The 25577-nt window shown below is 42.5% G+C and carries 24 protein-coding genes; 15 read left to right on the top strand and 9 right to left on the bottom strand.

What is annotated here, in order from left to right:
- Positions 1 to 97 precede the first annotated feature (97 nt).
- The 3 genes from EPB74_RS03210 to coaE all read left to right on the top strand — a co-directional run bounded on the left by EPB74_RS03210 (position 98) and on the right by coaE (position 3092).
- Positions 98 to 1321, top strand: a complete 1224-nt coding sequence (locus EPB74_RS03210) for a type II secretion system F family protein (RefSeq protein ID WP_274902742.1) — start codon at positions 98 to 100, stop codon at positions 1319 to 1321.
- 25 nt (positions 1322 to 1346) lie between these two features.
- Positions 1347 to 2246: a prepilin peptidase gene (locus tag EPB74_RS03205; protein ID WP_274902741.1), complete on the top strand. Its 900-nt coding sequence runs from the start codon at positions 1347 to 1349 to the stop codon at positions 2244 to 2246.
- A 153-nt stretch (positions 2247 to 2399) separates the two neighbouring features.
- The gene (coaE, locus tag EPB74_RS03200) at positions 2400 to 3092 is read left to right on the top strand and encodes a dephospho-CoA kinase (RefSeq protein WP_274902740.1); all 693 of its coding nucleotides are present in this window, start codon (positions 2400 to 2402) and stop codon (positions 3090 to 3092) included.
- Here coaE and rlmB read toward each other — a convergent pair.
- Complete coding sequence (gene rlmB, locus EPB74_RS03195; RefSeq protein ID WP_079690559.1) at positions 3055 to 3825, bottom strand: 23S rRNA (guanosine(2251)-2'-O)-methyltransferase RlmB; 771 nt, start codon at positions 3823 to 3825, stop codon at positions 3055 to 3057. The two genes, coaE and rlmB, sit on opposite strands and share 38 nt — an antisense overlap.
- Before the next feature lie 207 nt (positions 3826 to 4032).
- Positions 4033 to 4368, bottom strand: coding sequence for a pyrimidine/purine nucleoside phosphorylase (gene ppnP / locus EPB74_RS03190; RefSeq protein WP_079690558.1), 336 nt, complete (start codon positions 4366 to 4368; stop codon positions 4033 to 4035).
- A 582-nt stretch (positions 4369 to 4950) separates the two neighbouring features.
- Between ppnP and recN the strand changes: the two genes are divergently transcribed.
- The 7 genes from recN to xerD all read left to right on the top strand — a co-directional run bounded on the left by recN (position 4951) and on the right by xerD (position 11154).
- Positions 4951 to 6630: a DNA repair protein RecN gene (gene recN, locus EPB74_RS03185; RefSeq protein WP_274902739.1), complete on the top strand. Its 1680-nt coding sequence runs from the start codon at positions 4951 to 4953 to the stop codon at positions 6628 to 6630.
- A gap of 131 nt (positions 6631 to 6761) precedes the next feature.
- Complete coding sequence (locus EPB74_RS03180; RefSeq protein WP_079690555.1) at positions 6762 to 7325, top strand: YqgE/AlgH family protein; 564 nt, start codon at positions 6762 to 6764, stop codon at positions 7323 to 7325.
- 64 nt (positions 7326 to 7389) lie between these two features.
- Positions 7390 to 7911, top strand: coding sequence for a Holliday junction resolvase RuvX (gene ruvX, locus EPB74_RS03175; protein WP_274902737.1), 522 nt, complete (start codon positions 7390 to 7392; stop codon positions 7909 to 7911).
- 77 nt (positions 7912 to 7988) lie between these two features.
- Positions 7989 to 8513, top strand: a complete 525-nt coding sequence (locus EPB74_RS03170; RefSeq protein WP_274902735.1) for a hypothetical protein — start codon at positions 7989 to 7991, stop codon at positions 8511 to 8513.
- Between the two features lie 56 nt (positions 8514 to 8569).
- A complete protein-coding gene (tusA, locus tag EPB74_RS03165) occupies positions 8570 to 8830 on the top strand; it encodes a sulfurtransferase TusA (RefSeq protein ID WP_274902734.1) in 261 nt (86 codons plus the stop codon).
- Positions 8831 to 8882: 52 nt separating this feature from the next.
- A complete protein-coding gene (locus tag EPB74_RS03160; RefSeq protein WP_274902733.1) occupies positions 8883 to 10091 on the top strand; it encodes a class I SAM-dependent methyltransferase in 1209 nt (402 codons plus the stop codon).
- 124 nt (positions 10092 to 10215) lie between these two features.
- Complete coding sequence (xerD, locus tag EPB74_RS03155; RefSeq protein WP_274902732.1) at positions 10216 to 11154, top strand: site-specific tyrosine recombinase XerD; 939 nt, start codon at positions 10216 to 10218, stop codon at positions 11152 to 11154.
- 206 nt (positions 11155 to 11360) lie between these two features.
- Here xerD and EPB74_RS03150 read toward each other — a convergent pair whose 3' ends face one another.
- Both EPB74_RS03150 and EPB74_RS03145 read right to left on the bottom strand, forming a co-directional pair.
- Positions 11361 to 11795, bottom strand: a complete 435-nt coding sequence (locus EPB74_RS03150) for a hypothetical protein (RefSeq protein ID WP_079690547.1) — start codon at positions 11793 to 11795, stop codon at positions 11361 to 11363.
- 367 nt (positions 11796 to 12162) lie between these two features.
- On the bottom strand, positions 12163 to 13419 hold the full coding sequence (locus tag EPB74_RS03145) for an ImmA/IrrE family metallo-endopeptidase (protein ID WP_274902730.1): 1257 nt from the start codon (positions 13417 to 13419) through the stop codon (positions 12163 to 12165).
- A 163-nt stretch (positions 13420 to 13582) separates the two neighbouring features.
- Between EPB74_RS03145 and EPB74_RS03140 the strand changes: the two genes are divergently transcribed.
- Positions 13583 to 14191: a class I SAM-dependent methyltransferase gene (locus EPB74_RS03140; protein WP_274902729.1), complete on the top strand. Its 609-nt coding sequence runs from the start codon at positions 13583 to 13585 to the stop codon at positions 14189 to 14191.
- A 78-nt stretch (positions 14192 to 14269) separates the two neighbouring features.
- Here EPB74_RS03140 and lptG read toward each other — a convergent pair whose 3' ends face one another.
- Positions 14270 to 15478, bottom strand: a complete 1209-nt coding sequence (gene lptG / locus EPB74_RS03135; protein WP_274902728.1) for an LPS export ABC transporter permease LptG — start codon at positions 15476 to 15478, stop codon at positions 14270 to 14272.
- Complete coding sequence (locus EPB74_RS03130) at positions 15478 to 16770, bottom strand: LPS export ABC transporter permease LptF (RefSeq protein WP_274902727.1); 1293 nt, start codon at positions 16768 to 16770, stop codon at positions 15478 to 15480. Before EPB74_RS03130 ends, lptG begins: the two co-directional genes overlap by 1 nt.
- Positions 16771 to 17310: 540 nt before the next feature.
- On the opposite strand from EPB74_RS03130, the gene EPB74_RS03125 reads away from it, so the two are divergent.
- From EPB74_RS03125 to sstT, 4 genes are all read left to right on the top strand, one after another.
- Positions 17311 to 17910: a cysteine hydrolase family protein gene (locus EPB74_RS03125; RefSeq protein ID WP_274902726.1), complete on the top strand. Its 600-nt coding sequence runs from the start codon at positions 17311 to 17313 to the stop codon at positions 17908 to 17910.
- A gap of 235 nt (positions 17911 to 18145) precedes the next feature.
- Entirely contained in the window at positions 18146 to 19819 is a 1674-nt protein-coding gene (locus EPB74_RS03120) for a leucyl aminopeptidase (RefSeq protein WP_274902725.1), read from the top strand.
- A gap of 36 nt (positions 19820 to 19855) precedes the next feature.
- Positions 19856 to 20356, top strand: coding sequence for a DNA polymerase III subunit chi (locus EPB74_RS03115; protein WP_274902724.1), 501 nt, complete (start codon positions 19856 to 19858; stop codon positions 20354 to 20356).
- 195 nt (positions 20357 to 20551) lie between these two features.
- A complete protein-coding gene (gene sstT / locus EPB74_RS03110; RefSeq protein ID WP_079690537.1) occupies positions 20552 to 21754 on the top strand; it encodes a serine/threonine transporter SstT in 1203 nt (400 codons plus the stop codon).
- Between the two features lie 209 nt (positions 21755 to 21963).
- Here the strand turns inward: sstT and EPB74_RS03105 are convergent, their stop codons facing one another.
- The 3 genes from EPB74_RS03105 to EPB74_RS03095 all read right to left on the bottom strand — a co-directional run bounded on the left by EPB74_RS03105 (position 21964) and on the right by EPB74_RS03095 (position 25505).
- Positions 21964 to 22275 carry a chaperone modulator CbpM gene (locus EPB74_RS03105; RefSeq protein WP_274902723.1) on the bottom strand — a complete coding sequence of 104 codons (312 nt, stop codon included), beginning with the start codon at positions 22273 to 22275 and terminating at the stop codon, positions 21964 to 21966.
- 116 nt (positions 22276 to 22391) lie between these two features.
- Complete coding sequence (locus tag EPB74_RS03100; RefSeq protein ID WP_274902722.1) at positions 22392 to 23375, bottom strand: DnaJ C-terminal domain-containing protein; 984 nt, start codon at positions 23373 to 23375, stop codon at positions 22392 to 22394.
- A gap of 108 nt (positions 23376 to 23483) precedes the next feature.
- Complete coding sequence (locus tag EPB74_RS03095; protein ID WP_274902721.1) at positions 23484 to 25505, bottom strand: lipoprotein N-acyltransferase Lnb domain-containing protein; 2022 nt, start codon at positions 25503 to 25505, stop codon at positions 23484 to 23486.
- Positions 25506 to 25577 lie beyond the last annotated feature (72 nt).

Here is a 25577-nt window from a genome sequence, read left to right as displayed (position 1 = left end):
ATAAAGTAAGTCTGTTTCGAAAGATGAATCAGGTATATTTTTCGAGCTTGCATTATCTATATTCGACTATATCAGACAGTTTTTTGAGGGAAGGAACATGGCAAAAGCTAAGACCGACATGCTGTTAGACTTTGTCTATGATGGGGTAAACCGGCGTGGGCAAAAGGTAAAAGGCGAGACGACCAGTCGAAGCTTAGAGCTAGCAAAAGCCACTTTGCGCAAACAAGGTATCACGGTTAAAGGTATTAAGAAAAAACCGAAACCCTTATACACCTTGAAAAAATCCATCAAGCCTATCGATATTGCTATTTTTGCCCGTCAATTGGCAACGATGATGAAAGCTGGGGTGCCGTTAACACAATCCTTTGAGATTGTTGCTGACTCCCTTGATAACCCTAGTATGAAAGATTTGGTGCTACAAATAAAAGCAGATATTGAAGCCGGTGGTACCTTTGCTTCGGCATTACGTAGACACCCACGCTATTTCGATGATCTATTTTGTTCCCTTGTTGAATCCGGTGAGCAGTCAGGCGCATTAGAAACCATGTTAGAGCGAGTAGCGACTTATAAAGAAAAAAGTGAACTGCTTAAAGCAAAAATAAAGAAAGCTATGAAATATCCTATCGCCGTCGTGGTGGTCGCTCTTATTGTTACTATTATTCTACTGGTTAAAGTGGTTCCAGTGTTTTCTGGATTATTCGAGTCTTTTGGTGCAGAATTGCCTGCTTTTACCCAAATGGTGGTGGGTATGTCTGAGTGGATGCAAGCATGGTGGTTCCTTTTGCTTATTATTATTGGTGGTACCATCATTAGTTTTTCAGAAGCTAAAAAGCGCTCGAAGAAATTTCGTGATGTTTTAGACCGTGCGGTATTGAAGGCACCAATATTTGGTAATATTGCTTATCAAGCGGTTATTGCACGTTTCTCTCGTACACTATCGACTACTTTTGCTGCTGGTGTACCACTACTTGATGCTCTAGACTCTACTGCTGGTGCGGCCAACAACGTGGTCTTTTATAACGCTATTCAGCAAATTAAAAATGATGTCTCTACGGGTCAACAATTACAGTTTTCAATGCGCTCAACCAATTTGTTTCCAAGTTTAGCTATTCAAATGGTCGGTATCGGTGAAGAGTCTGGTAGCTTAGAAGAGATGCTAGATAAAGTAGCAGTCTATTACGAAAACGAAGTTGATAACGCCGTTGATGGTCTGACCAGCTTAATGGAGCCAATGATTATGGCAGTGTTAGGGGTATTAATCGGTGGCTTAGTCATTGCTATGTATTTGCCAATTTTCCAAATGGGTGCAGTGGTAGGGTAACGGCTAATTAAAGGACAGCTAATTAATGCAGTTTATACAATTATTACAAGAAAATATGGCTTTAGCTTTAATCATATTTGGTCTGCTAGGTCTTTGTGTGGGCAGTTTTTTAAATGTGGTCATTCACCGTATTCCGCTCATGATGATCTCTGCTTGGCGACAAGAGTGTAGCCAGTTTATGTCTCAACAAGCAGATATGCCGCATGAACATACTGTGCCTCTAACCGATATAGTAGCCACTGATACGCCTATTACTTTAAGTAGACCGGCATCACGCTGCCCTCACTGCGCACATAAAATCAAGTGGTACGAAAATATACCTTTAATTAGCTGGATGGTATTACGCGGACGCTGCTCAGATTGCAAAGCTGCTATCGGACTGCGTTATCCCATTGTTGAGCTGGTGACTGCGCTTCTCTCTGTATTGGTCATTTATAAGTTTGGCGTCAGTGCAGCTGGGATATCGGCATTAGTTTTGGTATGGACACTTGTTGCGTTAACCGGTATTGATTTTGATACTCAGCTACTACCTGACCGCTTAACGTTCCCATTAGCAGGGTTAGGATTGGCCGTAAACTCGCAGGGTTGGTTCGTGTCCCCTACTCAGTCCATTTGGGGCTTATTGCTTGGATTTTTATCATTGTGGATAGTGGTTAAAGTGTTCTATTTAATCACTAAAAAGCATGGTATGGGACAAGGAGACTTTAAATTATTAGCGGTATTGGGTGCTTGGCTTGGGCCTATGATGTTGCCGCTAATTATTCTATTATCATCTTTACTCGGCTCAATCGTTGGAATCATTCTCATGAAGAAACAAGGCGAGAGCAGACCTTTTGCCTTCGGTCCTTATATCGCTATTGCCGGTATCGTAGCTTTACTGTACGGCTCAGATATCGTCAGCTGGTATTTAGGTATGTATACTTAAGCATTTATACCTAAGCATGTACGCTTTGACATGTATAATTAAGCGAGAAAATTAGCTATTTATCCATAATGATCTTTAACCTTTAATAACCATTTTTCAGGTTTATGGTTTATTAATACCATTATCCTTCTATCGGTCAGATAAGTCCTTACTATGTCAAAATATGCAGAAACATCCTTACCTTATTCGCATCAACCACAGCTTCATCAAACCAAAAGTAAGACTCTGGTAGTAGGTTTGACCGGTGGTATCGGCAGTGGCAAATCTGCTGCCAGTGACTGGTTTGCCCAGCAAGGGATTGATATTATTGATGCGGATGTGATTGCTCATGAAGTGGTTGCTAAAGGCAGCTCATCCCTACGCAAAATCCAGAGAAAATTTGGTAACTGGGTGTTAAATGCCGATGGAGAGATGGACCGTGCAGCGGTACGGACGCATGTATTCACCCATCCTGAAGCCTTAATTGAGCTTGAGTCAATTACCCATCCTGCAATACGTGAAGCAGCAAAAATACAGTTGGCAGAGAGTAAGTCACCTTATGTAGTGTTGTCAGCCCCATTACTGATTGAAGCAGCAGAAGCCGGCTTAGCTAATTTATGCCAGCGTATATTGGTAATGGATGCTACCGAAGACACCCAGCTTGCGCGTGCCAGTCAGCGTGATGCTCAAAGCGTACAGAAAATTAAAGCCATTATGGTGAATCAGCTGGGTCGTGAAGAGCGTAATCGTCATGCTGATGATGTGGTGTTAAACGAGCATGATCTTGCGGCTCTATATTTACAACTAGAGCCACTGCATCAAAACTATCTTACGCTTGCCCAGCAGCTAAAGTTCGCTGTCGATTAATCTCGTATAAAGCCATACCGGTAGCAACACTCACATTTAGGCTCTGTAGATTGCCATGCTCATTCCCTGACATCGGAATATAAACCAGCTCATCACAGCTTTCTGTTGTTAGGCGACGCATCCCTTCTCCTTCCGAACCCATAATGATAGCAGTTTTGCCAGTCAAATCTGCTGCATGTATTGGTTTAGCGTCCGCATTGAGGGCGGTACCAAATACAAATACCCCAGCATTTTTAATCTTTGACAGTGTACGTGCCAGGTTGGTCACGCTAATAATAGGCATCATCTCTGCCGCGCCAACCGATACTTTGGCGACCGTCGGGGTCAGGCTTGCCGCATGGTGCTTTGGACAAATAACGGCATCAACGCCCATCGCCACTGCTGTACGCAAGCAAGCACCGAAGTTATGTGCGTCGGTGATTTGATCTAGTACCAGCAGCAAACACTCATCGCGCCCAGCAATGATGTCAAGCAAGCCTTCATCAGCAAAGCCTAACGGACGAGCGTTAAGCACCACACCTTGGTGTTGCGGGCTGCCACAAAGTTGAGTGAGGTTGTCTTTTTGGGTCGGTTGAATACTAATGCCATTAGCGCTTGCTTGCGCCATAATAGCCTGTACACTGCTATCGCTTTCACGTCCTTGCTGCACAAATAAACTAAGCCCATCAAGAGGGCGATGTTCGAGCAAAGCATCAATTGCATGAATGCCATAGAAATAGGTGGGTTTTGCCATAATAGGCCTGCTGATTATAAAGTGGATATCGCGTCATGCGATAGAATAGAAAAAGATATGACGATCATTGTAGCAACAAATCAATAATTTCATATCGATAAGATAATAAAAAAAAGAAATAAACCTTATCCAACCGATAGGGTTTATTTCTTTTTAAATGATAGGTTGTTAGGTGTCATAAACCATCTAATGACACCTTTAACACTATCAACCTTCTAAGTGACAGATATACTGGACGATTTCTTCTGTACGTAAGTTAAAGCCACTATTGCCTTCAACCACGAATGATTGTCCGGCGCGGTAGTAGCTGAATTCTTCGTCACCGTTTATTTTGACTTCACACTCACCGCTGATAATTTCGATACGTTCAGAAGTGTTGGTGCTAAAATGATAATGTTCGACCAAATTGTCGCAAGGCAAGATAACCCCTAAGGTTTTATGGCGACCGTCCTCGAACATAATGGTATGGCTTGAGCAACGTCCATCGTATGATATCGTGGCTTGGGCATTGACTGTTACATTGGTAAATTGCGCCGCTGTCATAGTGGCTTCCTTATCAAATAATTATTGCCAAACTAAAGAACCAAAGTAAAAAACTTAACTGAAAAACCGAGTTGAAAAACTTAACTGAAAAATAAGTAACTGAATAGATTACAGTTGTCGTACATCTCTTTTAACCATCTGTTCTATATCAGGCTTACACCGCTATACGTTGACTGTATATACAGACCAAGTTAGATTTTTCTAAAATAATGAATTATTACTGACACTTACTTATGGATAGCTTTGCATAATCATGTATGAGATACATGCTATGTACTAGGATGTATGAAAATCTGGTAGTAAGAGTTTATCATTATGTGAGATTATGCTACCACATTATATCTATAAAGTTTGTTACAGCGACTATGAAAGTTGCGCTTATTATTAAAGCAGTGATGGATGTTATTGATTACCTTTAAAATTTGTATTTAAGGCTTTTTGCCACCATACTATTTGCCAATCGCATTTATATATTTAGCAGTACTAAATGAACCATTCCACTCCTTTATTTACCCTATTGTAGAGATGACCTCCCAGCATTGCATTGTATGTGAGGTTTATTGTCTGTCATGAGAGGCGTTGATGCTAATATCATTAACTTTACATCAGTTTGCGTTGATCGCTCAGCATGAGCTGAGTGTGGCTGAAGGCTTCAATGTCATCACCGGTGAAACGGGTGCTGGCAAGTCGCTATTACTTGATGCGTTATCCTTATGTGCAGGCGAGCGCGCCGACAGTGCGATGGTCAGACATGGCGCTGCGCATGCCGATATCTACGCGCAATTTGATGTGGAAAACAACAGCGTCGTCGCTGAGTGGTTTGCAAAAAACGATAGACCGCTAGAAGAACCAGAAGTATTGATTCGCCGTCAACTCAGTAATACTGGGCGCTCAAAAGCATGGCTAAATGGTACACCTGTCAGTTTGGCTGAGCTAAAAAGCTTAGGATCGTTGCTGGTCAATATTCATAGTCAGCACGCTCAACAAGCTTTGCTAAAACCGCAGTTTGTGGTGCAATGGCTTGATGAGATGGCACAGATAACTTCTCTTGCTAAGCAGACGGCAAGCAGTTATCAAAGCTATCAACAGCTCAAACGCCGTGCCGATGATATCGCTAACCGCGAGGCTCAACGTCAGGATAGAATTCAATTACTGCACAGCCAACTTGCCGATATTGCGCCGTTACTGGTCGTTGATTATACGGAAGTCGAAGCAGAGCACGAAGAATTATCCAATATTGAAGCGCTAATGCAAGAAGCCAGTCATGGCTTACATTTACTCGACAATGATACCGACGAGCCAGATGTGATGACCATGCTAGGACAAGCGATTAAACTTTGTGATAACCAACTGGGCGTCAGTCAAACCTTTGAGCAAGCGTCTGAACAGCTGCATTTAGCACAGCAGCAAATAATTGAGGTGACTGGCTTGTTGTCAGATTATGCTGAGCAGCAACTGCCTGATCCTGAGCGCTTGCAGTCATTAGACAGTTTAATCAGCTTGGGTCATCGCTTATCACGTAAACACAACTTGCCAGCTGGCGACTTGATCAATGAAGCAAAGGCGTGGCAAGCGCAATTAGAGCAGTTAGAAAATGAGCCGAGCAGTGATGCGATGGCGGCGCAAATTGAGCAAGCTTGGCAAGATTATCTCGCACTAGCAACGCAGCTAAATAAGGAGCGCTCTAAAGCAGCACCGACTGTCAGCAAACAGCTGATTAAGCAATTACAACCCCTTGCCTTACCCAATGCACGCTGCGAATTTGTTTTTACCAAAAAAATAGAACCTAGCCAATATAATGCGCAAGGTTGCTATGATATTGATTTATTATTTAGCGCTAATGTCGGCATGCCGATGCAGCCGTTACATAAAATCGCCTCAGGCGGTGAGTTGTCACGTATGGCCTTAGTGATGCAAGTTTTGCAAGCGACCAATGCTGATAATAATGCGGCAAAACCTATGCTGGTATTTGACGAAGTTGATGTCGGTATCAGTGGCGGTACGGCACAAGTGGTCGGTGAGCTACTACGCGCACTTGGGCAAACGCAGCAATTGCTCGCTATTACCCACCAAGCACAAGTAGCAGCGCAAGCGCATCAGCATATCTTGGTGCAAAAACACCATGACCAGCAGACTGAGAGTGAGCTGTTAATCTTAACCGATAGCGCACAAATCGATGAACTGGCACGCATGTCTGGCGGTGTGATCATTACCGACGTCACCCGTGATCATGCTCGTAGTTTATTGACTGATGTAAAATAAGCGTTAGAAGCTCCTAGTTAGAAGCTCCTAAATGTGTCTAATAGCTGCTAAATATTTGCTTTAGTTGATTTTATACTCATTATCGCCATATAGTGGTCTCTCACCTTTGTTAGTAGGTTGTGCTTGTCTCTATGTCTAAAGCTAATTTGACCCATCATTTCTTAATTGCAGCACCAGAGCTGTCAGACCCACGGTTTGAGCAGGCGCTGATTTATATCTGTCGTCATGACAAACACGGTGCGCTCGGTCTGATGGTCAACCGCCCCTTAGAGCAATCTCGGGTGGGTAAATTGCTAGAAGATTTAGATATTGAAGTTACCGATGCGCAGGTGATGGAAGATCTGGCATTAGAAGGTGGCCCTATGTATCCTGAAGTTGGCTTTGTGCTGCATACAGGGCAACCAGAATGGGCGTCATCATTTGGTATTTCAGAAAATGTCTGTATTACCACCAGCCAAGATATCCTCAAACGTATTGCCGCAGGTCAAGGCGTTGGTCATTATCAGCTGTGCTTGGGTCATGCCAGTTGGGGTAAAAAACAGCTCGAGCGTGAGCTTGATAACGGCGACTGGCTGGTATGCCCTGCTGATTTAAACTTATTATTTGATACGCCATTTGAAGAGCGCTGGCAAATTGCCGCCGATAAAATTGGGGTTAATTTTGACTATCTAAGCAGCGACATAGGTCATGCTTAGCGTTATATACTGAGCATCATATGCTCAACGTGTACAGAAATGAAAATAGGAAATATGCCTTATTATGGTAGATAGCACTCTTATAACAGATAGCACTGATACTAGCGTTGCTGAACCAGCCGTTAAGCCGCATCTTATTTTGGCCTTAGATTATGGGGTTAAAAAAATGGGCATGGCGCTGGGTAATAGTATTACCGAGACAGCGCGCGCTTTTGATATCTTGGCGATGAATAATGGTCAGCCTGATTGGGATAATCTACTGGGTATTATCAAAGTTTGGGGCGTGGCAAAGGTAGTGGTTGGACTGCCGCTAAATATGGACGGCAGCAGTTCAATGCTATCAAAAAGGGCGCATAAATTTTCCCGTCGTCTAGCACATAGAATAATGGAACAGCATTTACCTGTGACCGTATCTCTATGCGATGAGCGCTTAACATCCGTCGCAGCGCGTGAGATAGCGTGGGACAACGGCTGGATTCAGAATGAGCGCGACCCAATTGATGATATCTCTGCCTGTATTCTAATGTCGACCTACTTTGCTGATCCTAATAGCAGTATCGCCATTGACGCGATCAAAGCCGATTAATTAAGCGATAACGTTATTTCAAATGATCATCACTTTCTGATATATCATCAATCTGAACGAATAAATGACTGATTACTATGACCACTGTCTCAAACCAATCCTTGCCAAATAACTCTCAACATGGTTTTTCGCCGCTAGCTATCGCTCGAATTAAGGGCGCACAGCGAGCGAATCAAATAGCGATTTACCTCATTTATGCAGCGATTATTGCGTTTATGGTGTTTGGTACGATTGCCAGCATAAAGATGTTTCATGATAACCAGCTACTCTACCGGTTATTTTTTAATCTACCGTATGCCCTAATTGCTCTCACCATTCCAATGACGCTATACGATGCATTTATTATTTATCGCTATCGTCTCAATCAGGCCTCAATGGTTGTAATGACGATTGGCGTCTCAAGTATTATCCTTATTGGCGGGCTATTATTTGCTGATACCGCTTGGCTCGGCTTGGCCTCATGGCTTGGCGTGGCATTTTTATTTAAAGTGAGCTTTAAGCGTTTCTTTAATTTTTTAGAAGTGGCAGACTTGCCTGAAGCTGATGAAGCGTTAGCAGCAGATATCGATACTGCCACTGAAGTAGAAAATACACCATCATAAGTAAGCGTATTGGGCAGCAAAATCTTACTTAACTCATTCAATTTAAAAAAATGACTATGACAACTTCAATATTAGACATCTCTATTAATCATCATCTAGATACTCAAGGGCTAATCTGCCCTGAGCCAGTGATGATGCTACATAAGACCGTTCGCAAAGCGGATAGTGGCGATATTATCGAAATATTAGCCACCGATCCGGCGACCACGCGCGACATTCCTAATTTTTGCCGTCATTTAGGGCACACGCTTGTCCATCAAGAAACGCTAAATGACGCGCCAACCTATCGCTATTTGGTTAAGAAAAAGAGCGCTTAATAGGCGGTAGTGTTATAGGCAGTATCTCATCCATCATTTAAAGGCAGGCAGCGTGTTAGCAATAGAAAAGCAGTATGTGCAGTGGCACGAAAACGAAACCTTACATCATGCCTGCTGGTTGTCCCAAAGCAATCAAGTGCCGCCTACGCGTATTGTTTTAGTCGATGACAAAACAACAGCAGATGAGGCTTATCGCTTGGCTTGTGAAGGTACATCATTGCTATGGCGCGGTGACTTTCATAATGCACGGCAATTGCTACAAGCGCTTGGTCGGCGCATTGATCGCACTAATGAACGCTCTGAGCAGCGTAAATTAAAAAAAGCCGCGAATAAGTCTGCGGCCAATAAATCGGTTACTACTAAAGAAATACCCAACTTGTTCCATCAGCAACGCCAAATGCAAGCCCAGCGTTCGCGCATATTAAGCCGCTTACTATTAGAGCTTGATGCTGGATATATCAGCCAATTACGCCGTGCCCCTGATGTTAGTGCTGCCTGTACTGCTGCTTTTGGCAAGTTGGATAAGGCGATAGATGAGACATGTGTGCTGTCGTTTCGTGACCTACAAGGGGCATTAGGCGCAGAGGGATGGCGCGAGAAAGGTGTGCCAATTACAGGTTTAGGTTTATCGGTTTTTCCTCATTATGGTGTCTTTGCGCCAACCCGTCATGAATATGTGCAACTGCTACTCGATGCGCCGCTGCCAGATACTTGTGATGTCGCTTTTGATATTGGTACCGGCACCGGTTTGCTGGCCATTATCTTAGCGCAGCGTGGCGTAAAACAGATAATTGCGACAGACTTAAACCCGCGTGCTTTAGCCTGTTCCAATGACAACTTTACACGTTTAGACTTATCTACCGTGCAGTTGCAGCAAGCAGATTTGTTTCCAACTGATGCGCCATTGGCTAATCTGATCGTCTGTAATCCACCGTGGCTACCTGCTAAGCCAACTTCGCCCTTGGAGTATGCCGTCTATGATGCCAATAGCACAATGTTGCGTGGTTTTTTGCAGGGCGCAAAACAACACTTAGCCAAGCAAGGAGAGGTCTGGTTGATCCTGTCGGATTTGGCTGAACATTTACAGCTGCGTAGTCGTGATGAGTTATTAGGCTGGTTTTCGGATGCCGGTTTAGCGGTAAAATACCGTCTCGATACCCAACCTAAACACGGTCGCAGCCAAGACAATACGGATCCACTATTTGCTGCGCGCAGTGCGGAAATTACCTCATTATGGTGTTTAGTGCCTTTTGATAGTTGAAGTAATACCTGAATAGTAGTTGAAGCATAAAAGTCATTTAGTAAAAATTACTTAGCATTATCAAGTGATAAACGTTTAAATGAGCCAACCCATCCTTTCTTATACAACTACCGAGTATTGTCTTATGAGCCGTGATCGCGCCGTACAGCAGCGACAGCCAAAAGCGCTAGCCGTAGATGATGAGCCGGCTTATATGACTGAATTTCGTCAAGCGATGCTGGCGCGTGGTTTGGCAACGCGTACCCGTAATGCTTATGTGCGCGATTTGCGCTCTTGCGAGCTAACCAGTCATACAGCACTGACACTTTGGCAACCCGATGAAGTGCTGCATTGTTTATCTATACTCACTCAAGATGGCAAAACTCCACGCACCCAAGCACGAATGCTCTCAAGTCTGCGCCAGTTTTATCTCTGGATGATTGCCAGTAATCTACGTGAAGACAACCCTTGCGAGCGTATCAAAAGCCCAAAGCTTGGTCGTCCACTACCGAAAGATTTAGCCGAAACTGACGTTGATAATCTACTGGCTGCGCCTGATAGTAGCACTGCGCTCGGACTACGTGATAAAGCTATGTTAGAGGTGCTCTATGCCTGTGGTCTGCGAGTCAGTGAGTTGGTTAATTTATCACTAGAACAAGTGAATCTAAACTCAGGCTGGCTACAAATTACCGGTAAAGGCAATAAGACCCGCTTAGTGCCATTAGGAGAATACGCAGCAGATGCGTTAGAGGATTATCTAACGCATGGACGTGGTGATTTGATTGCGCATCTAAAAGCAGGAAATTGCCAAGCGGTGTTTCTAACCGCGCAAGGCGGCTATATGACGCGGCAAAACTTTTGGTATCTGCTAAAGAAATACGCCAAAGTTGCCAGTATTGATAAAGATTTATCGCCGCATACCTTACGTCACGCCTTTGCCACGCATCTATTGAATCATGGCGCGGATTTGCGTAGCGTACAACTATTGCTCGGGCATAGTGATTTATCGACCACGCAGATATATACCCATGTGGCGACGGCAAGATTGCAGAAGTTACATGCTGAACATCATCCAAGGGGATGAGGCTGTTATTGGAGATGATATCAAGACAAGCAACTTAAGCCGGCTTAGGTCGATTCAATAGTAATATGTCTATAAAAACTGACAGCTTATAAATTAAAGCAAAAAAAACGGCAGTATTATGCATAATACTGCCGTTTTTTCATACCTATTAGAAACGTGATCTTATTGATATTTAAGACAACTGTCCTAACTTCTAACTTATATTTTTATAGTGATAATGAGGATAAGTTTGCGTATTCGGTGCCTTTTGACAGCACATAACGCTTATTGGTTTCACCATCGGTCAGGAAACCACCAAACGTTTGCGATACAGCGCTAAAAAGAATAATACTGACAGCGGATAATGCCTCTTCAGCCAACTCTTCAGTGTGTAGTAATTCTTTAGCTTTTGCCACACTAATCACCGCACAGCTTTCATTTTCACTAAGACGTGGTTTTGTCTCTTCATTATAGTTTTTATAACAAAAAGCGATAGACACATATTCATCAGAACCAGACAGCTCAGCGAGGTAAGCTTTATCAATGGTTTTTACCGCTTCAACACATTTGACACCCGGCTGTTTCTTGAGGGGCTTAATACGCTTACTATGTACGATATGGATAAACGTTTCTTGTGCTGGATTTATTTTCTTAGACTTCATATTTAAGCATCCTTTCTTTTTAAGTAAAGCTTAGCGAATGTAAGCTTAGTGAGCTGGTATACCTCCTATTATGACAGGAAGTCCTCATCCTAAAACGTCACTATAATGAATAGTTGACCAATGAGTTAGCTTTCTAAGTATTCCATAGCTTCAATAAGTATGCTATAGCATTTGCGATATAAATGCGTAAATAAGTGATTTTAAATAGCTGAAAAACACATGCGAAAGGTAATTCGACTTTTTTATCATCTAAGCGATAATTGAATAGCCTTATTTAACCTTTAGGGAGTTCTGAACTAATTTTTATTTATACTCATGTGGCGATGGCTAGATTGTAGAAATTGCGCGCGGAGCATAATCTAAAAGTTTAGAGTACTTTCAATCTTTCGTCATGAAGTAACCCAAAACCTATTAGTCTAATTTTAATAACACTTTTCGAGACGTCAAAGTAACGAGCCAGCTTGCTAATAATATTATTAGCTATCATTTTATTTTCGGGTTGGTTATCTAAATAAATCCAGAATGCACCTCTTCGCTTTAATCCTGACTCAGAATATATTTTTGAAAATACTTTTGCTAATTGCTCATTAGGGACTAATAAACAGCTTGCTAAATAATTTGCTTGAAACTCAAGCTTTGCAACCATAGAGTTATCTAATATTTCTATACTGGCTAAGTCATCTTCTCCAAGTGAATCCTTATCCAGATATTGACTGTGTCCTAATAAGATATGCGACAGTTCATGTGCAAGAGTGAATCTATCTCTTTTTCCATCTTCAACTTCTTTTTTGTACATAAAAATTTCATTACTTTTAAAATCAACTCTACCTAGTAGACTCTTCTCATGTATAGATGGAATAACGTCTTTATATAACTTTACGCTCTTTAATACCTCGTAAGATAGTAAGTCAGATAAGCAAACAACACCGTCTAAATACTCAATGTTTATAAGTATGTCTTTAGCCATGCTTTCCAAAGTATCTTTAGAAAAATATTTCACTTGAGATTTAAGGCCTTCGTCTTTCTGTCCCGTGATGTATCTTAGATAGTCCTTAAAACCACTAAACCATCTATTATGAGAATAAAAGTACCAACTAGAATTATAGTAGTTTGGTTGGTCACTATCCACAAATACGCCCTTTGAGCTAAGAGCTTGATTAATACCATACTTTTCAAAACTTCTATTTAATACCCATTTCAGTCCATCACTTTCGTTTATTTTGATGAGTCCTACATTTCTCTCTAAAGCTACATTAAATGCCGATTTTGCTAAATTAGAGCTAATCGCCATTATAGGTTTTAAATTATAGCTAAAATTACCTTCACTTAAATCTCTGACATCTTGTAAGAACTTATTAACCTGATCAACACCAACTGGTCCTTTATAGTCCTTACACTCAATCAGTATTAGAGATGAATAGTTTGGAATTTTTTCATCCTGATATACCTCAATAGCAATATCAAACTCTATATCATTTTTCCTAAATCTTGAATAATACTTCTTCTTTTTGAAAACTTTTATATGGTTTTTAGGATTTATAAATGTATTAAAACCTTCTATTTCTTTCATAAGAAGTGTTAGCACTTTATCTTCAAAATTATCGCCTTTTTCTGTCGTATTCATAGTGATCTCATAAGCTATATCGTTACAAACCAATCTTACACTACAAAATTAGTTGTAGGGTGCTGCAAACCTCCCCCTTTATCGTTACAATACTCGTCATAATATGCATATTGCCTGATTGGGCAGCGAATCACCTTTTACTTATCCATTATTCGAGAAAACTATGAGCCATAGACCTCCTGCTGACCTATTAGAAAAAGCAAAACACTGGCGCGAAGACATCAATTTTCGTCAAGATGTGCTCGGCAAGCCTTTCGACTTTGCCACCACGTGGGGCATTTTTTCACCACAAAAGCTCGACGACGGTAGCTTGATGCTACTCGATTATGTGGATTTTCAAGCGGATGACGATTCGATAGATTTGGGCTGTGGTTATGGTGTACTAGGTATGGCAGCAGCGCGCGAATGTCCAAATGGTCAGCATACTTTAATTGATAAAGACTTTATGGCAGTAGAATATGCACGCCGCAACTGTGAAAAGAATGGTCTGAATAATGTCGATGTACATTTATCAAACGGTTTTAATCATGTGGATAAAGCGAAAGATTTTAGTCTTGTGATGTCGAACTTGCCAGCCAAAGTAGGTAAAGAGCAGCATTATCTCTATTTCCTCGATGCACATGCGCGGATGCGTAAAGGTGGACGCTTTTATGTGGTGACGATTAATGGCTTACGTCAATTTATGAAACGCTCATTTACCGAAGTGTTTGGTAATAGCGAAAAAGTAAAACAGGGCAAGACTTATACCATTACCATGGCAACCAAAGATTAAACGCTAGAATTAGACAAACAAAAAAGCACGCTAGATCATTATGATTTAGCGTGCTTTTTTATGGCTAAACTTTTAGAATTACATTTGCCGTTTCAGTAAATATCCACCCAATATCGCACTGGCAATAATCGGTAATAGCACCATCAGTAACGGCGAAAAGCCAGTCGCGAGCGAAACAAAGCCAACTAAATCCTGAACGTAACTAAATAGCAGGCCAAACAATAACGCTACAACAATACGCAAACCTAAGCTATGGGTTCGTAGCGAGCCAAAGACGAATGAGCAGGCGACAATCACCAGCGATAAGATGGACAACGGTGATAATAGCTTTTGCCAAAATGCCAGCTCATGACTTAAAGAACGCTGACCTTGTTGGCGCATAAACTGACGGTGCTCATATAGCTGGGTCAACGATAAATCCTCAGCTTGGCGCGTTAGCAAATACACAGATTCAGGCGCAAACGGTAAACTTAATGTGTCTGTGGGCGATATGGCTTGGCTGCTTTCAAAGCCTTGATTGATAGTGAGCTTGGTCATATTGTTCAGCTGCCACTCGTAACGATACTGCTCGCTCGGTTTGCTGCTAGCAGTATCAAGCGGCTCGCGCCCAATATATTGCCCGCCTTCCGCATGAATGGCAGTTTGCAAGTTGCCATTATTATCCAAGTGCCAACGCTTTACCTGACCAATATTGCCTTTAACATCGGCATAATCGATATATAAAATATCGCTGCCATCCGGTTTTGTACTGCCATCTTTTGTATTCTCAAAACGTGGTTGCACTGTCCAATAACCGCGTACTGAGGTGACTAATGAGCTGTTATCTTCACTATTAATGGCTTTCGCCAATTGATTGGAATAAGGTAAAACGAATTGGTTAATGAATAATGCTAATATCACGAAAATCAACGCAGGCTGTAATACCCAACCGACGATACGATAGACGCTGACCCCTGCGGCGCGCATCACCACCAGCTCACTATTATTAGCCAGCAAGCCCAAGCCTACCACTGCACCAAGTAACGCGCCAGTTGGCATAAACTGCTCTAAGAAGTAGGGCGAGCGATAAAAGATATATTTAATCGCCTCACCCATCGTATAGTTGTCATCTAACGAATCAAGCTCTGATAAATAAGAAAATATCAGCTGTAATGCCCACAAGCCTATGACCGCAGCGATAATCGCCAGCAAGGCATTGAGTTTCACATAGCGGCTAAGCACTTTTAAGTTGGTAGGTTTTGCAGCCAAGTGATGAGTCGCTGGAGATTTTGCAAATAAAGAGCGCATTATGACTGCCCTCCTTGTGAGCCACTGTTTTGATTATTATTAACTATTAAAGGCTCATTCTCTTGTTTGCGAAAGCGCAATCGATGCTGCACGCGGCTACCCCAATTCATATAAAGCGCCAACGCCATAAACCCTAAAATCAGCCATGCGTATGCCCAAACGCTAACGCTACCTTTACCGACTGCATTTTTGAGAGAAATAATGCCCAGCGCACAGCTGACAAATAATAAAATAGAGGGGAATAGACGCAACCAACGACCTTGGCGCGGACGTACTTGCGCCAGTGGCACCGCCAGCATAGGCGCGATAATCATCAACCAGGGTAACGCCAAGCGATAACCAAGCTCACCTTGTGCCGCACGCATTGCATTGTTACTGCCGACTTGTGCATTGCCAGTAGCGGCTTGCCATAACGGTCCAATCGCTTGCGTTTCGATATTGTCTTCGGTAATGACTGCTTCGGAGGGTTCCGTCAAGGTGATGCGATAACGATCAAAGCCCACTTGATTGTATTTTAGACTACCCGCGCCGACTTCATAACGGCGACCTTGGAATAAATCCAATTGAGTCACGCCGCTATTACCCGTCTCTACTTGCTCAGCACGTTTGGCCAGCGTAATGGTGTCTTTGCTAATATTGCTATTATTTATAAGCGCCTTTGGCAGCTCTGGAATATTTAATTGCTCGGCAGTTTCAGGATCGACGTTGTTTCTAACATCAACGGCAGTGCTTTTATTAGTGCCGACATTTTTAGACGTGCTGCCTTTTTTTGCAGGTTCAGACTGGATGAGTATCACATCTTGCAATTGTTTTTTATCATCACTCAAACTGCCCACATACAGATGATAATTACCACTGCTGATAAATTGATTGGGCCGAATTAAATCAAATGCACTGGTCAACGCTTGCTGCTGCCAAACACTCTCGGATGAACGCACCCCCCACGGCTTACCAACGATGGATAAAGCCGCTTCACCGACAAACAATGCCAGAATCAATGGGGTCATCAAGCGCCCAAGCCGACCGCGCGACACGCCACTGGCATTAATCACCGCCATTTCTTGGTCAACATACAGCCGCCCAAATACCAACATTAAGGCGATAAAAAATGCTAACGGTAGAATCAACTCTAAAAAATACGGCAAATTATAACCAATAATGGTAAATAACAAGCTGATATCAAGATTGCCTTCAGCCGCGATGCCAAAGTAACGGATCAAACGACCGCCAAGCATCATCACCACTAAAAAACCCAATACCAAAGCGGTAGTAGAAGCAACTTGTTGGGTCATGTAGCGGCGTAATATCACAATAGGCACTCTTAAAAAAGGGTTGGTATTCGTACAATTCATCACCGGCTTATTGACAGATGATTGATAAATGCTAGCGCGACAGCTAAGTATTATAGACGCAGCGCTGCTCAGTCAGATATTCGAACAGGCGTAAAAGCAATTTAATGGCTTAGTCGTTTAAGAACTGAGTCACTTATTAGCGATACCCTACTATAAATATTAACGATAAAGATAACCGCTAATCCTAGCATATTTTGCTAAAAAATGACCGTAAAATGTGTTTGGAAACATTGCGTCGATCTTGCTGATGGCGTAGTAATATGGACTGATGGTAGCTACAGTAAGGAAAGGATAAAGAGACAATAAAGCATAAAACAGCATTAGGTTAAGCAAGCTTCTTGAATAAAGTTTTTGCTATATTGCGTTTAGAAAGGTTTGTTTGTCGTTCGTATCATTGCCCGTGCATCTACCATATTAATTGCTAGACTGATAAATCCTCAGAATTCATACTCATACTCATACCGCATAACGGAGCACACCATGTCTACGCCTTCTACCTTACTCGAACTCGCTGGTGGTAAATTTGATACACTTGATTGGTCAAATTGCGCAATCGTCCTTATCGACTATCAAAACGAATACGTTGATGGTGCGATGCCTTTAGGACAAGCAGGTACTAAAGCTATTGAAAACGCACGCCTACTCCTTGATAAAGCTCGTCAGCAAGACATCCCTATTTTTCACATCGCTCATCACGGCAATGAGAAAATTTTTGATCCATCCTCTGCTAATGTTGCCATTGTTGATAGCTTACAGCCAATGAACGATGAAAAAATCATCACCAAAATGCACCCTAATGCCTTTCATGAAACGCCGCTACAAGCGCTTATAAAATCTACTGGCAAACAGCAGATTGTTTTTGCCGGTTTTATGAGTCATATGTGTGTCAGTTCAAGCGTTAGAGCAGCGTTTGACTTAGGTTTCCAGAATTTTGTATGTCATGATGCTTGTGCCACTCGCGACCTGCCTAGCGTTACAGGGCAAGTCATAACGGCTAGCACTGTACATGATAGTGCAATGGCTGCACTTCAAGACAGATTTGCCGCTTTAGTAGCGACTGACAAGTTGACTAACGGCTAACTGTAAATGCTAATATAATGCAGGAAATAGCTTCAGAAACATTACCTAACCCTTGCTAACTGCGTACTTTGCGCTGATATGCTACACTACTAACGCTTGCTCGATGGGCGTGCTATTTAAGATAGGTAGCAGCTTAAACACAATATCGATTCAAACACGTTAGCAGTTTAAATTTGATACCTTACTGTATTCACGCTTTTAAAATAATGCATTCATCTAATAAGGATAACAATATATGAATATTAAATTAACGCAAAGTTTACCTAAAACCCATACACAAAAAATTCTCAAAAAAGAAGCCAAAAGTAAAGACGCCGCCTGCCTCGTCGTCTTAATCGATGATAAAAAAAATATCTTAGCTGAGTCGGTATTGAGCGATTATCAAACCCGTATTGAGCAATTGATCGAAGTATCGCACTTTAATGGCAAAGCTTGTGAAACCGTTGCTGATTATGCGCTGGCTGGCGATAAAAAAACCACTAAAGAAAATCCGGTACAGCTGTTATTGGTTGGTGTGGGTAATGTTGATAAATTGCGTCATAGCGTCCTAGAAAAAATTGCTAATACCATTTATAAGAGCACCCAAAAACGCGTCGACTCTATCACTGTGGCCTTGGGTGATGCGTTAGAAGAAAACCAGTTTGGTCAATTTGCCCTGAGTTTACTGGCAGCAAGCTATCGTTTTGACAAGTACAAATCTGAGCAGCAAACGCCTGTTTTAACGGACATCTACTTATTGGCAGAGCCGTCTTTAGAAGAGTCATTAGACTTTGCACAAGCGGTCTTTACTGGTCAGAGCTTGACCCGTGATGTCGCCAATGAGCCGGGCAATATTTGTTTCCCAGCGTATATGGCTGAGCAAGCACAGGAATTGGCAGCCACTTATCCTGACCTATTAAAAGTCACCGTATTAGGTGAGAAAGAGATGTCAGCACTGGGTATGAACTGCTTCTTATCGGTCGCGCAAGGCTCTACCAAAGAAGGTAAGCTGGTGTTGATGGAATATCGTGGTCAGTCTAATTTTAGTGCTACTGCAGATACTAGCAAAGCCACTACCAACAGCGCGAAAGTAGCTGGTGGTCTAAAAGCGTTGGCTGATAAATTACCAACCAAATCTGCTAGCAAAAAAGCCGCTAAAAAATCTGAACAGAATAGCGAAGACAATGCCCATGCTGCAAATGATGATGCGCCTATCGTGCTTGTCGGTAAAGGTGTTACCTTCGATTCAGGTGGTATCTCAATCAAACCGGGTGCGGCGATGGATGAGATGAAATTTGATATGGGTGGCTCTGCTGCGGTACTCGGCACCCTAAAAGCACTATGTGAAGCGCGTCTACCAATCAACGTCGTCGGTGCGCTAGCTTGTGCTGAAAATATGCCATCAGGAGAGGCAACGCGTCCAGGCGATATCATCAGAGCAATGAACGGTAAGTCAGTTGAAATCCTAAATACCGACGCTGAAGGTCGTTTAGTATTGTGCGATACCTTGTGCTACGTACAAAAGTATTATCAGCCAAAAGCCATCATCGATGTCGCAACCTTGACCGGTGCTTGTGTGGTTGCATTGGGTCACGTCCGCTCAGCGGTCTTTAGTAATGACGAAGATGTGTTGTTTGACTTAGAAAACGCCAGTCATTTATCTGGTGATCTTATCTGGCACATGCCGATGGATGACGAATATCAAGCGCAGATTGACTCGCCTATCGCTGATATGCAAAATATCGGTGGTAAAGGTGCTGGCGCTGTCACTGCCGCATGCTTCTTATCGCGCTTTATAGAAGAAGGTCAAGCATGGGCGCATTTAGATATTGCTGGTACGGCTTGGATCTCAGGTCAAGACAAAGCCGCGACTGGTCGTCCAGTGCCATTATTCATGCAATACCTAAAAAACCATGCAAATATGGCATAATATATTGATGAACAACCAATCAATGAAAATCAGTCTATGAAAGTTAGCTTTTATGTATTAACTGAGAATAAAGCCCAAGATTTCTTGGGCTTTATTTGTCAGCTCACCCAAACGGCGCTCAATAAAAGCAATCAGTCCTTGTTGATTCTTATCGACGATGATGAATTGCTGTCGACGCTTGATAAGGCATTATGGGCACAAGAGGCAACTAGCTTTATACCACATCAATGCCTCTTAGGCGCTGATACTGATGTTGCTAATACTAATGTGACTAATACTGGTTTTTCTAATGCTGATATTAATAATAAAGCATTAGCACCAGTGTTGCTTGGCAGCTATATGCCAGCCGACTTCAAAGGCATTGTCCTTAACACCACCATACATCCGGTCAACACCTTTATGGCAGCAACCAATAATGCTCAACCTACTCGGGTACTTGAGCTGATAAAACCTGACGAAACTAGCATGCAAGAAGGTCGTCACAAGTATAAAAGCTACCAGCAACTCGGCTATGAGCTGACCCATTTCAAAGTTTAATGAAACAAACCTCTTTATTTTTCACGATAAAAACCTTCCTATTTTCCTTATACGACGCTTCTTTCTTCGCCCCATGAGCCTAGTCAGGTGTGGGTTAAAGGTAGGCGCTTATCTGAAAAAATGCTACCATCCTTCGATTAATTTTCCGTTTTCGTTATAAGTTTCTTATTTATTGACTAAGTCGAGGGTGTATAGATGCGTTCATTGATTGCGATGTACCAGCGTATAGGGCTGGTGCCGCTCATTATTATCGGTTTAATATTAGGCGTGTTGATTGGTTGGTTAGCACCAAGTGTTGGTATTGCATTAGGATTATTAGGAACGCTATTTGTTGGTGCGCTAAAAGCTGTTGCCCCCATTTTGGTATTTATCTTGGTCATGGCAGCCATTAGCCAACACCGCAGTGGCAATGAAGTTTTTGTCAAACCAGTGCTGATTATGTATATGTTTGGCACCTTTTTGGCTGCACTGACTGCCGTAGGTGCCAGCTTCTTATTTCCAACAAAGTTGGTCTTAATCAATGCGGTTATTGAGCAAGTTCCACCGGCCAACCTCAAAGAAGTGTTGACCAACCTTCTGCTAAGTCTAGTAGCGAACCCCGTCGGTGCGATCGCTGAAGCTAATTATATTGGTATTTTAGCGTGGGCAATCATCATTGGTTTTGCACTGCGTCAAGCCAGTGATACCGCTCGTACCGTGGTCAGTGATTTTTCTGATGCCATCTCACAAGTGGTAAAATGGGTCATTGCCTTAGCGCCTTTCGGTATTTTGGGCTTGGTTGCCAATACAGTTGCTGAGACAGGTTTTGCCGCTTTGGCAGGTTATGCCCGTATCTTGATGGTGCTGGTCGGCTGTATGTTATTTATAGCGTTGGTGGTCAACCCACTTATCGTCCTTGTTAAGACGGGTAAGAATCCTTATCCACTGGTTTTCATTTGCCTACGTGAGTCAGGCATTACCGCATTCTTTACTCGCAGTTCAGCGGCTAACATTCCGGTCAACATGAATCTTGCACGCAAATTAGGTCTACACGAAGACACTTATTCAGTGACCATTCCATTGGGTGCAACCATTAATATGGCGGGGGCAGCGATTACTATTAACGTCTTAACCCTTGCTGCTGCTCATACGCTCGGTATCGAAGTGACGTTTGCATCAGCGCTGTTATTGAGTTTGGTGGCAACGATTAGTGCTTGCGGTGCGTCGGGTGTCGCTGGTGGTTCATTGCTGCTGATTCCGCTTGCCGCCAGTTTATTTAGTATCCCAAACGACATCGCCATGCAAGTGGTTGCCATTGGCTTTATCATCGGCGTCATACAAGACTCGGCAGAAACAGCTTTGAACTCGTCAACAGACGTGTTATTTACCGCTGCTGCTGATCCAAAATATGCGCGTTAATCTTTTATAAGACCTTTATAAGATATTTTTTTTAGACAAAAAGAGCCCATCAGGGCTCTTTTTTATTGTCTACGTTTTGCTATTTATCTAATACCCTGCCCAAAAGCTAGAGTAGCTAGGGAAACGTGTGTTAGTACTACGTCTAGTAGGCTAAGCGAGTTTGATACCGCTAAGTGTATTTCTTGGATTTGGTATCACTATTTCAAATGCTAGATATCTACTTCAATGACAGGTTTCTGACTATCTAGCTGATGTTTTAGTTGGCGTAATTGCTCGACCTCCTCCAATAGCTCAAGTATCAAACCAATAGCAGGGACGCTGGCTTCAAAGTCGCGACTGAGGCGTGAAGCACGGCGCACGATCGTCAGCTGATAGCCAGTGAATTGCTCGCGTTCAGGCACATCGTATTCAATGATATCTTCTTCAATCAATTCGATGACCCATTGGCGCTCTTGACCACAGGCAGAGACTAGCTCATCTAAGCTCATGATAATGTCGGTAAATTCAGGCGAATGCTTCATAGCTATTATCCTCGTTTGCGCTTTATTTCATCATTTCATCATTTCATCGTTATCGTATTCATCTGTACTCTTTATTGCTTATTGCGGTGATACACAACTGTTATTTATGACTTCATTTAACGGTCGATACTGGTATCAGCAAAGGCTTGTTTTAACGCCTCATAAGCTTGGGTTTCCGCTTCGCTATTGATACTAGGATTGACAATATTTAAGGTTAAGTATAAATCACCCGCTTGCTTGGCTGGGATACCCTTACCTTTTAAACGTAAGTTGCTGCCTGATTTGCTGTTTTTAGGAATCGTTACACCTAGTGTACCTGCTGGTGTACTGACATTAATTTTTTCACCCAATGCCGCTTCCCATGGCGTTATATTAACAGTTTGATAGACATCCGCACCTTCGACACGAATATTGGCCGCATGACGAATCTTAACCTTTAAGAATAAGTCACCATTTTTACCACTACCGCTACCAGCCGCGCCTTGCCCAGCTAGGCGAATCTGCTTGCCATCGGTAATGCCTTTAGGAATTTTAATTTTAAGGGTTTTATTCTCATACTCTACGCTACCGTTAGGCTGACGAATCGGCACGTTTAACTTGATACTGTAGTCGTCGCCACTATAAACCGAGGCCAAATCAACGGTAATCTCTGCATGCTGATCTTGACCTTTGCTATTTTGCGCGCCAAAATCACCGTACTGCGTTTGACCACCAGCTTGTCCACGCGCCCCGCGGCCAAAAGCAGAAAAAATATCATCGAAGCGAAAACCTCCGTCACCATAGGCTTCGCCTTCACCAAATTGACCTTTCATATCTTCCCAGCGTTGTCCACCGCCAGCCTGCCTATTAGAGCTGCCACCAAAACCACCGCCTTGACCGGCAAACGGATTGTTTAGCATCGCGTCATATTCAGCGCGCTTGTCTTTATCTCTGATGGTCTCGTAAGCGTTATTAATCTCAGCAATCTTATTATCAGCATCTGGATCGTCACTGACATCTGGATGAAATTGACGAACGAGCTTACGATATTTTTTCTTGATATCAGCGTCAGAGGCGTCTTTTTTGACTCCTAAAATGTCATAGTAGTTTTTCTCTGCCATATTGTTTTTCCTTATCGTATTTATTTCTAATAATTTCAGTTAATACATAATATGGGGATAATGAGTCAATATTTCATTTTTTCGCTTGCTGCTGTAATTAATAAGGTGTTACCAGTAATGATGCCAAGCGAGACTCGCCGCTGAACTGTCTAAATCGCTTAAAGCCGCATTATTGGCATGTGTCACTACGATTCTGGCATCATTATTCTTTGATAACTGTTGACGTAATGTCAATTTGGTAAGGGCAATAGATGCACGACCCTCTCGCTTAGAAGCAATATAAGACAACTCAGCGCTTTGTTGGTCACGCTTAGCGCGCAAACCAAGCTCGATACCGATATCGGCATGTCGGTCTTGATCGTGAACAGTCGCATTTACCATACCATAGCCAAGTAGGTGCTGACCAAATTTTGCACCCGCTCCCATGCCAGCTTGCGCATAAGGGCTGTGATGGTTACCTGTAAACAAGTCGGTGCGAGCACCTGTTTTCAATTGCCAAGATAATTTGGGCTCGCCTGATAACGGTTGTCTAAGGTCTTCAATTTGCTGCATGTCTAAAAAGACGAAGTCTGTCAGCGTCCACTTACTATCATCAAAATCATAACCCAAAGAGGCTTGTACTGCTTCAAACCGTTTATCAATATCAGTGTAAGCGTTGAGCGGATCTTTCACAAATAATGATAGCCCTACCTCCGCTTTGTCATCATGTAAAATCACTTTAGTTTGCGTGGTTTTACTACTCAATGCGGGTGACGCTTTATTAGGCACAACCAGCTTAGCTAAACCGTTACTGGCTGGTAGCGTAAAACGTTGACTCAACAATTTGTTTTTTAATGCTTGCTGCTGTGGCGTATGCTCTTGTGATAGTTGATAGGTGCGATGCAAAATCAAAAAATCCAGCGCAAGCGCTCTATCATCGGCATTCAAAGTGGCAAGCGAAGTGGTATCCTCTGTACGAATGATGCCATTAATAATACTTTGTATTGGCTTGGACAGCTGTACAAACTTCTCTCGCAGCTGCGTTTGCTCAGAAGGTAGATAACGTACCGAGGCTACTAATGGCGCTGTGCCATTATCGTGTTCTAACAGCTGGTCAAACACATAATCTGGTGCGTACCACGGGCCTATACGCTTAGTCGTTTCTACATCGCTAATCAACTCTAATATCTCGCCTGAACGATAGCCACAATTTTGCTTGATGAAGTAATAATCAAATCGGGCTGATTTTGCTTCGTATAAATGGTAGTTCAATAACTGCGTTTCGAACGTTTCAAGATTGAGCACATACTCCCACATATCTCGTTGCTCATTCTTAGAGTACACAGCATCTTGTTTAAAAAACTCTGTCTCCGAAAATCCAGCATCATACAGTCCAAAAAGCCCTTTGATAGCATACATTGCCCCATTTTCATTGGCTGGAATTCGCGCGCCAAAGTTATAGGAGTTATTGAGTAAATCCTCGCTTGAAAGCTCTCTCACTTCTTCAATAGTACTGTCTTTATCATCTGTTGGCATACTGGTCTTCACCAATACATGACCGAACGAAGAGGCTGGATTTTTTAAGTAATTACTGACTAAGATTAGGCTTATTTCTTGGTTTGGATCTGGCAACTGTGCGCAGTTTTTGAAACTGATATTTAATTCAGGTAAATGGTGATTGAGCCATAAATATCTGGCTGGATATTTGCAGACAACGCTCTCGTTACTTGCCTGCTCTATCGTTGCCATAAGCTCTGCATAAGGATCGAAGTTGCGTTTTGAGCGTGGTTTTGGGTTGGTTAAATAAAAATTTGGTGAAATAACTTCAGCTTTGCCATTTTTATAGAATAATAAATGTTGCCACTGGGCCTGCTTAGCTAATGCCTTTAGCTTTTCGGGAGCGATAGCTAGGTCTTTATTATGCTTTCGTTTTGGCTCAAGTGTGTCTTTATCATTGAGCGGTTGTACGCCATGCTCTTCTGCTGGCGAAGTATCGAGTCCACTAACAAGCACGGGCATTTCAGCAGTTTCATTGTTAATAAATGGATTACTGTCTTTTTCTTCAGTCACCACCGAATCTACGTTATAGATTTCGGCTGCATAAGCAGTTGAAACAGCAAAACAAGCCACGCACAAAAATATTTTTTGCATTTTTTCTCGACACCATAAACATATAAGCAATAAAAAACACGTAAGCACTAGGTTTACGTGTTTTTATCATTA

It is taken from the genome of Psychrobacter sp. DAB_AL62B (assembly GCF_028895345.1).
Classification (GTDB): domain Bacteria; phylum Pseudomonadota; class Gammaproteobacteria; order Pseudomonadales; family Moraxellaceae; genus Psychrobacter.
Note: the sequence above shows the minus strand (reverse complement) of the source record. Positions and strands in the feature narration are given on the sequence as shown.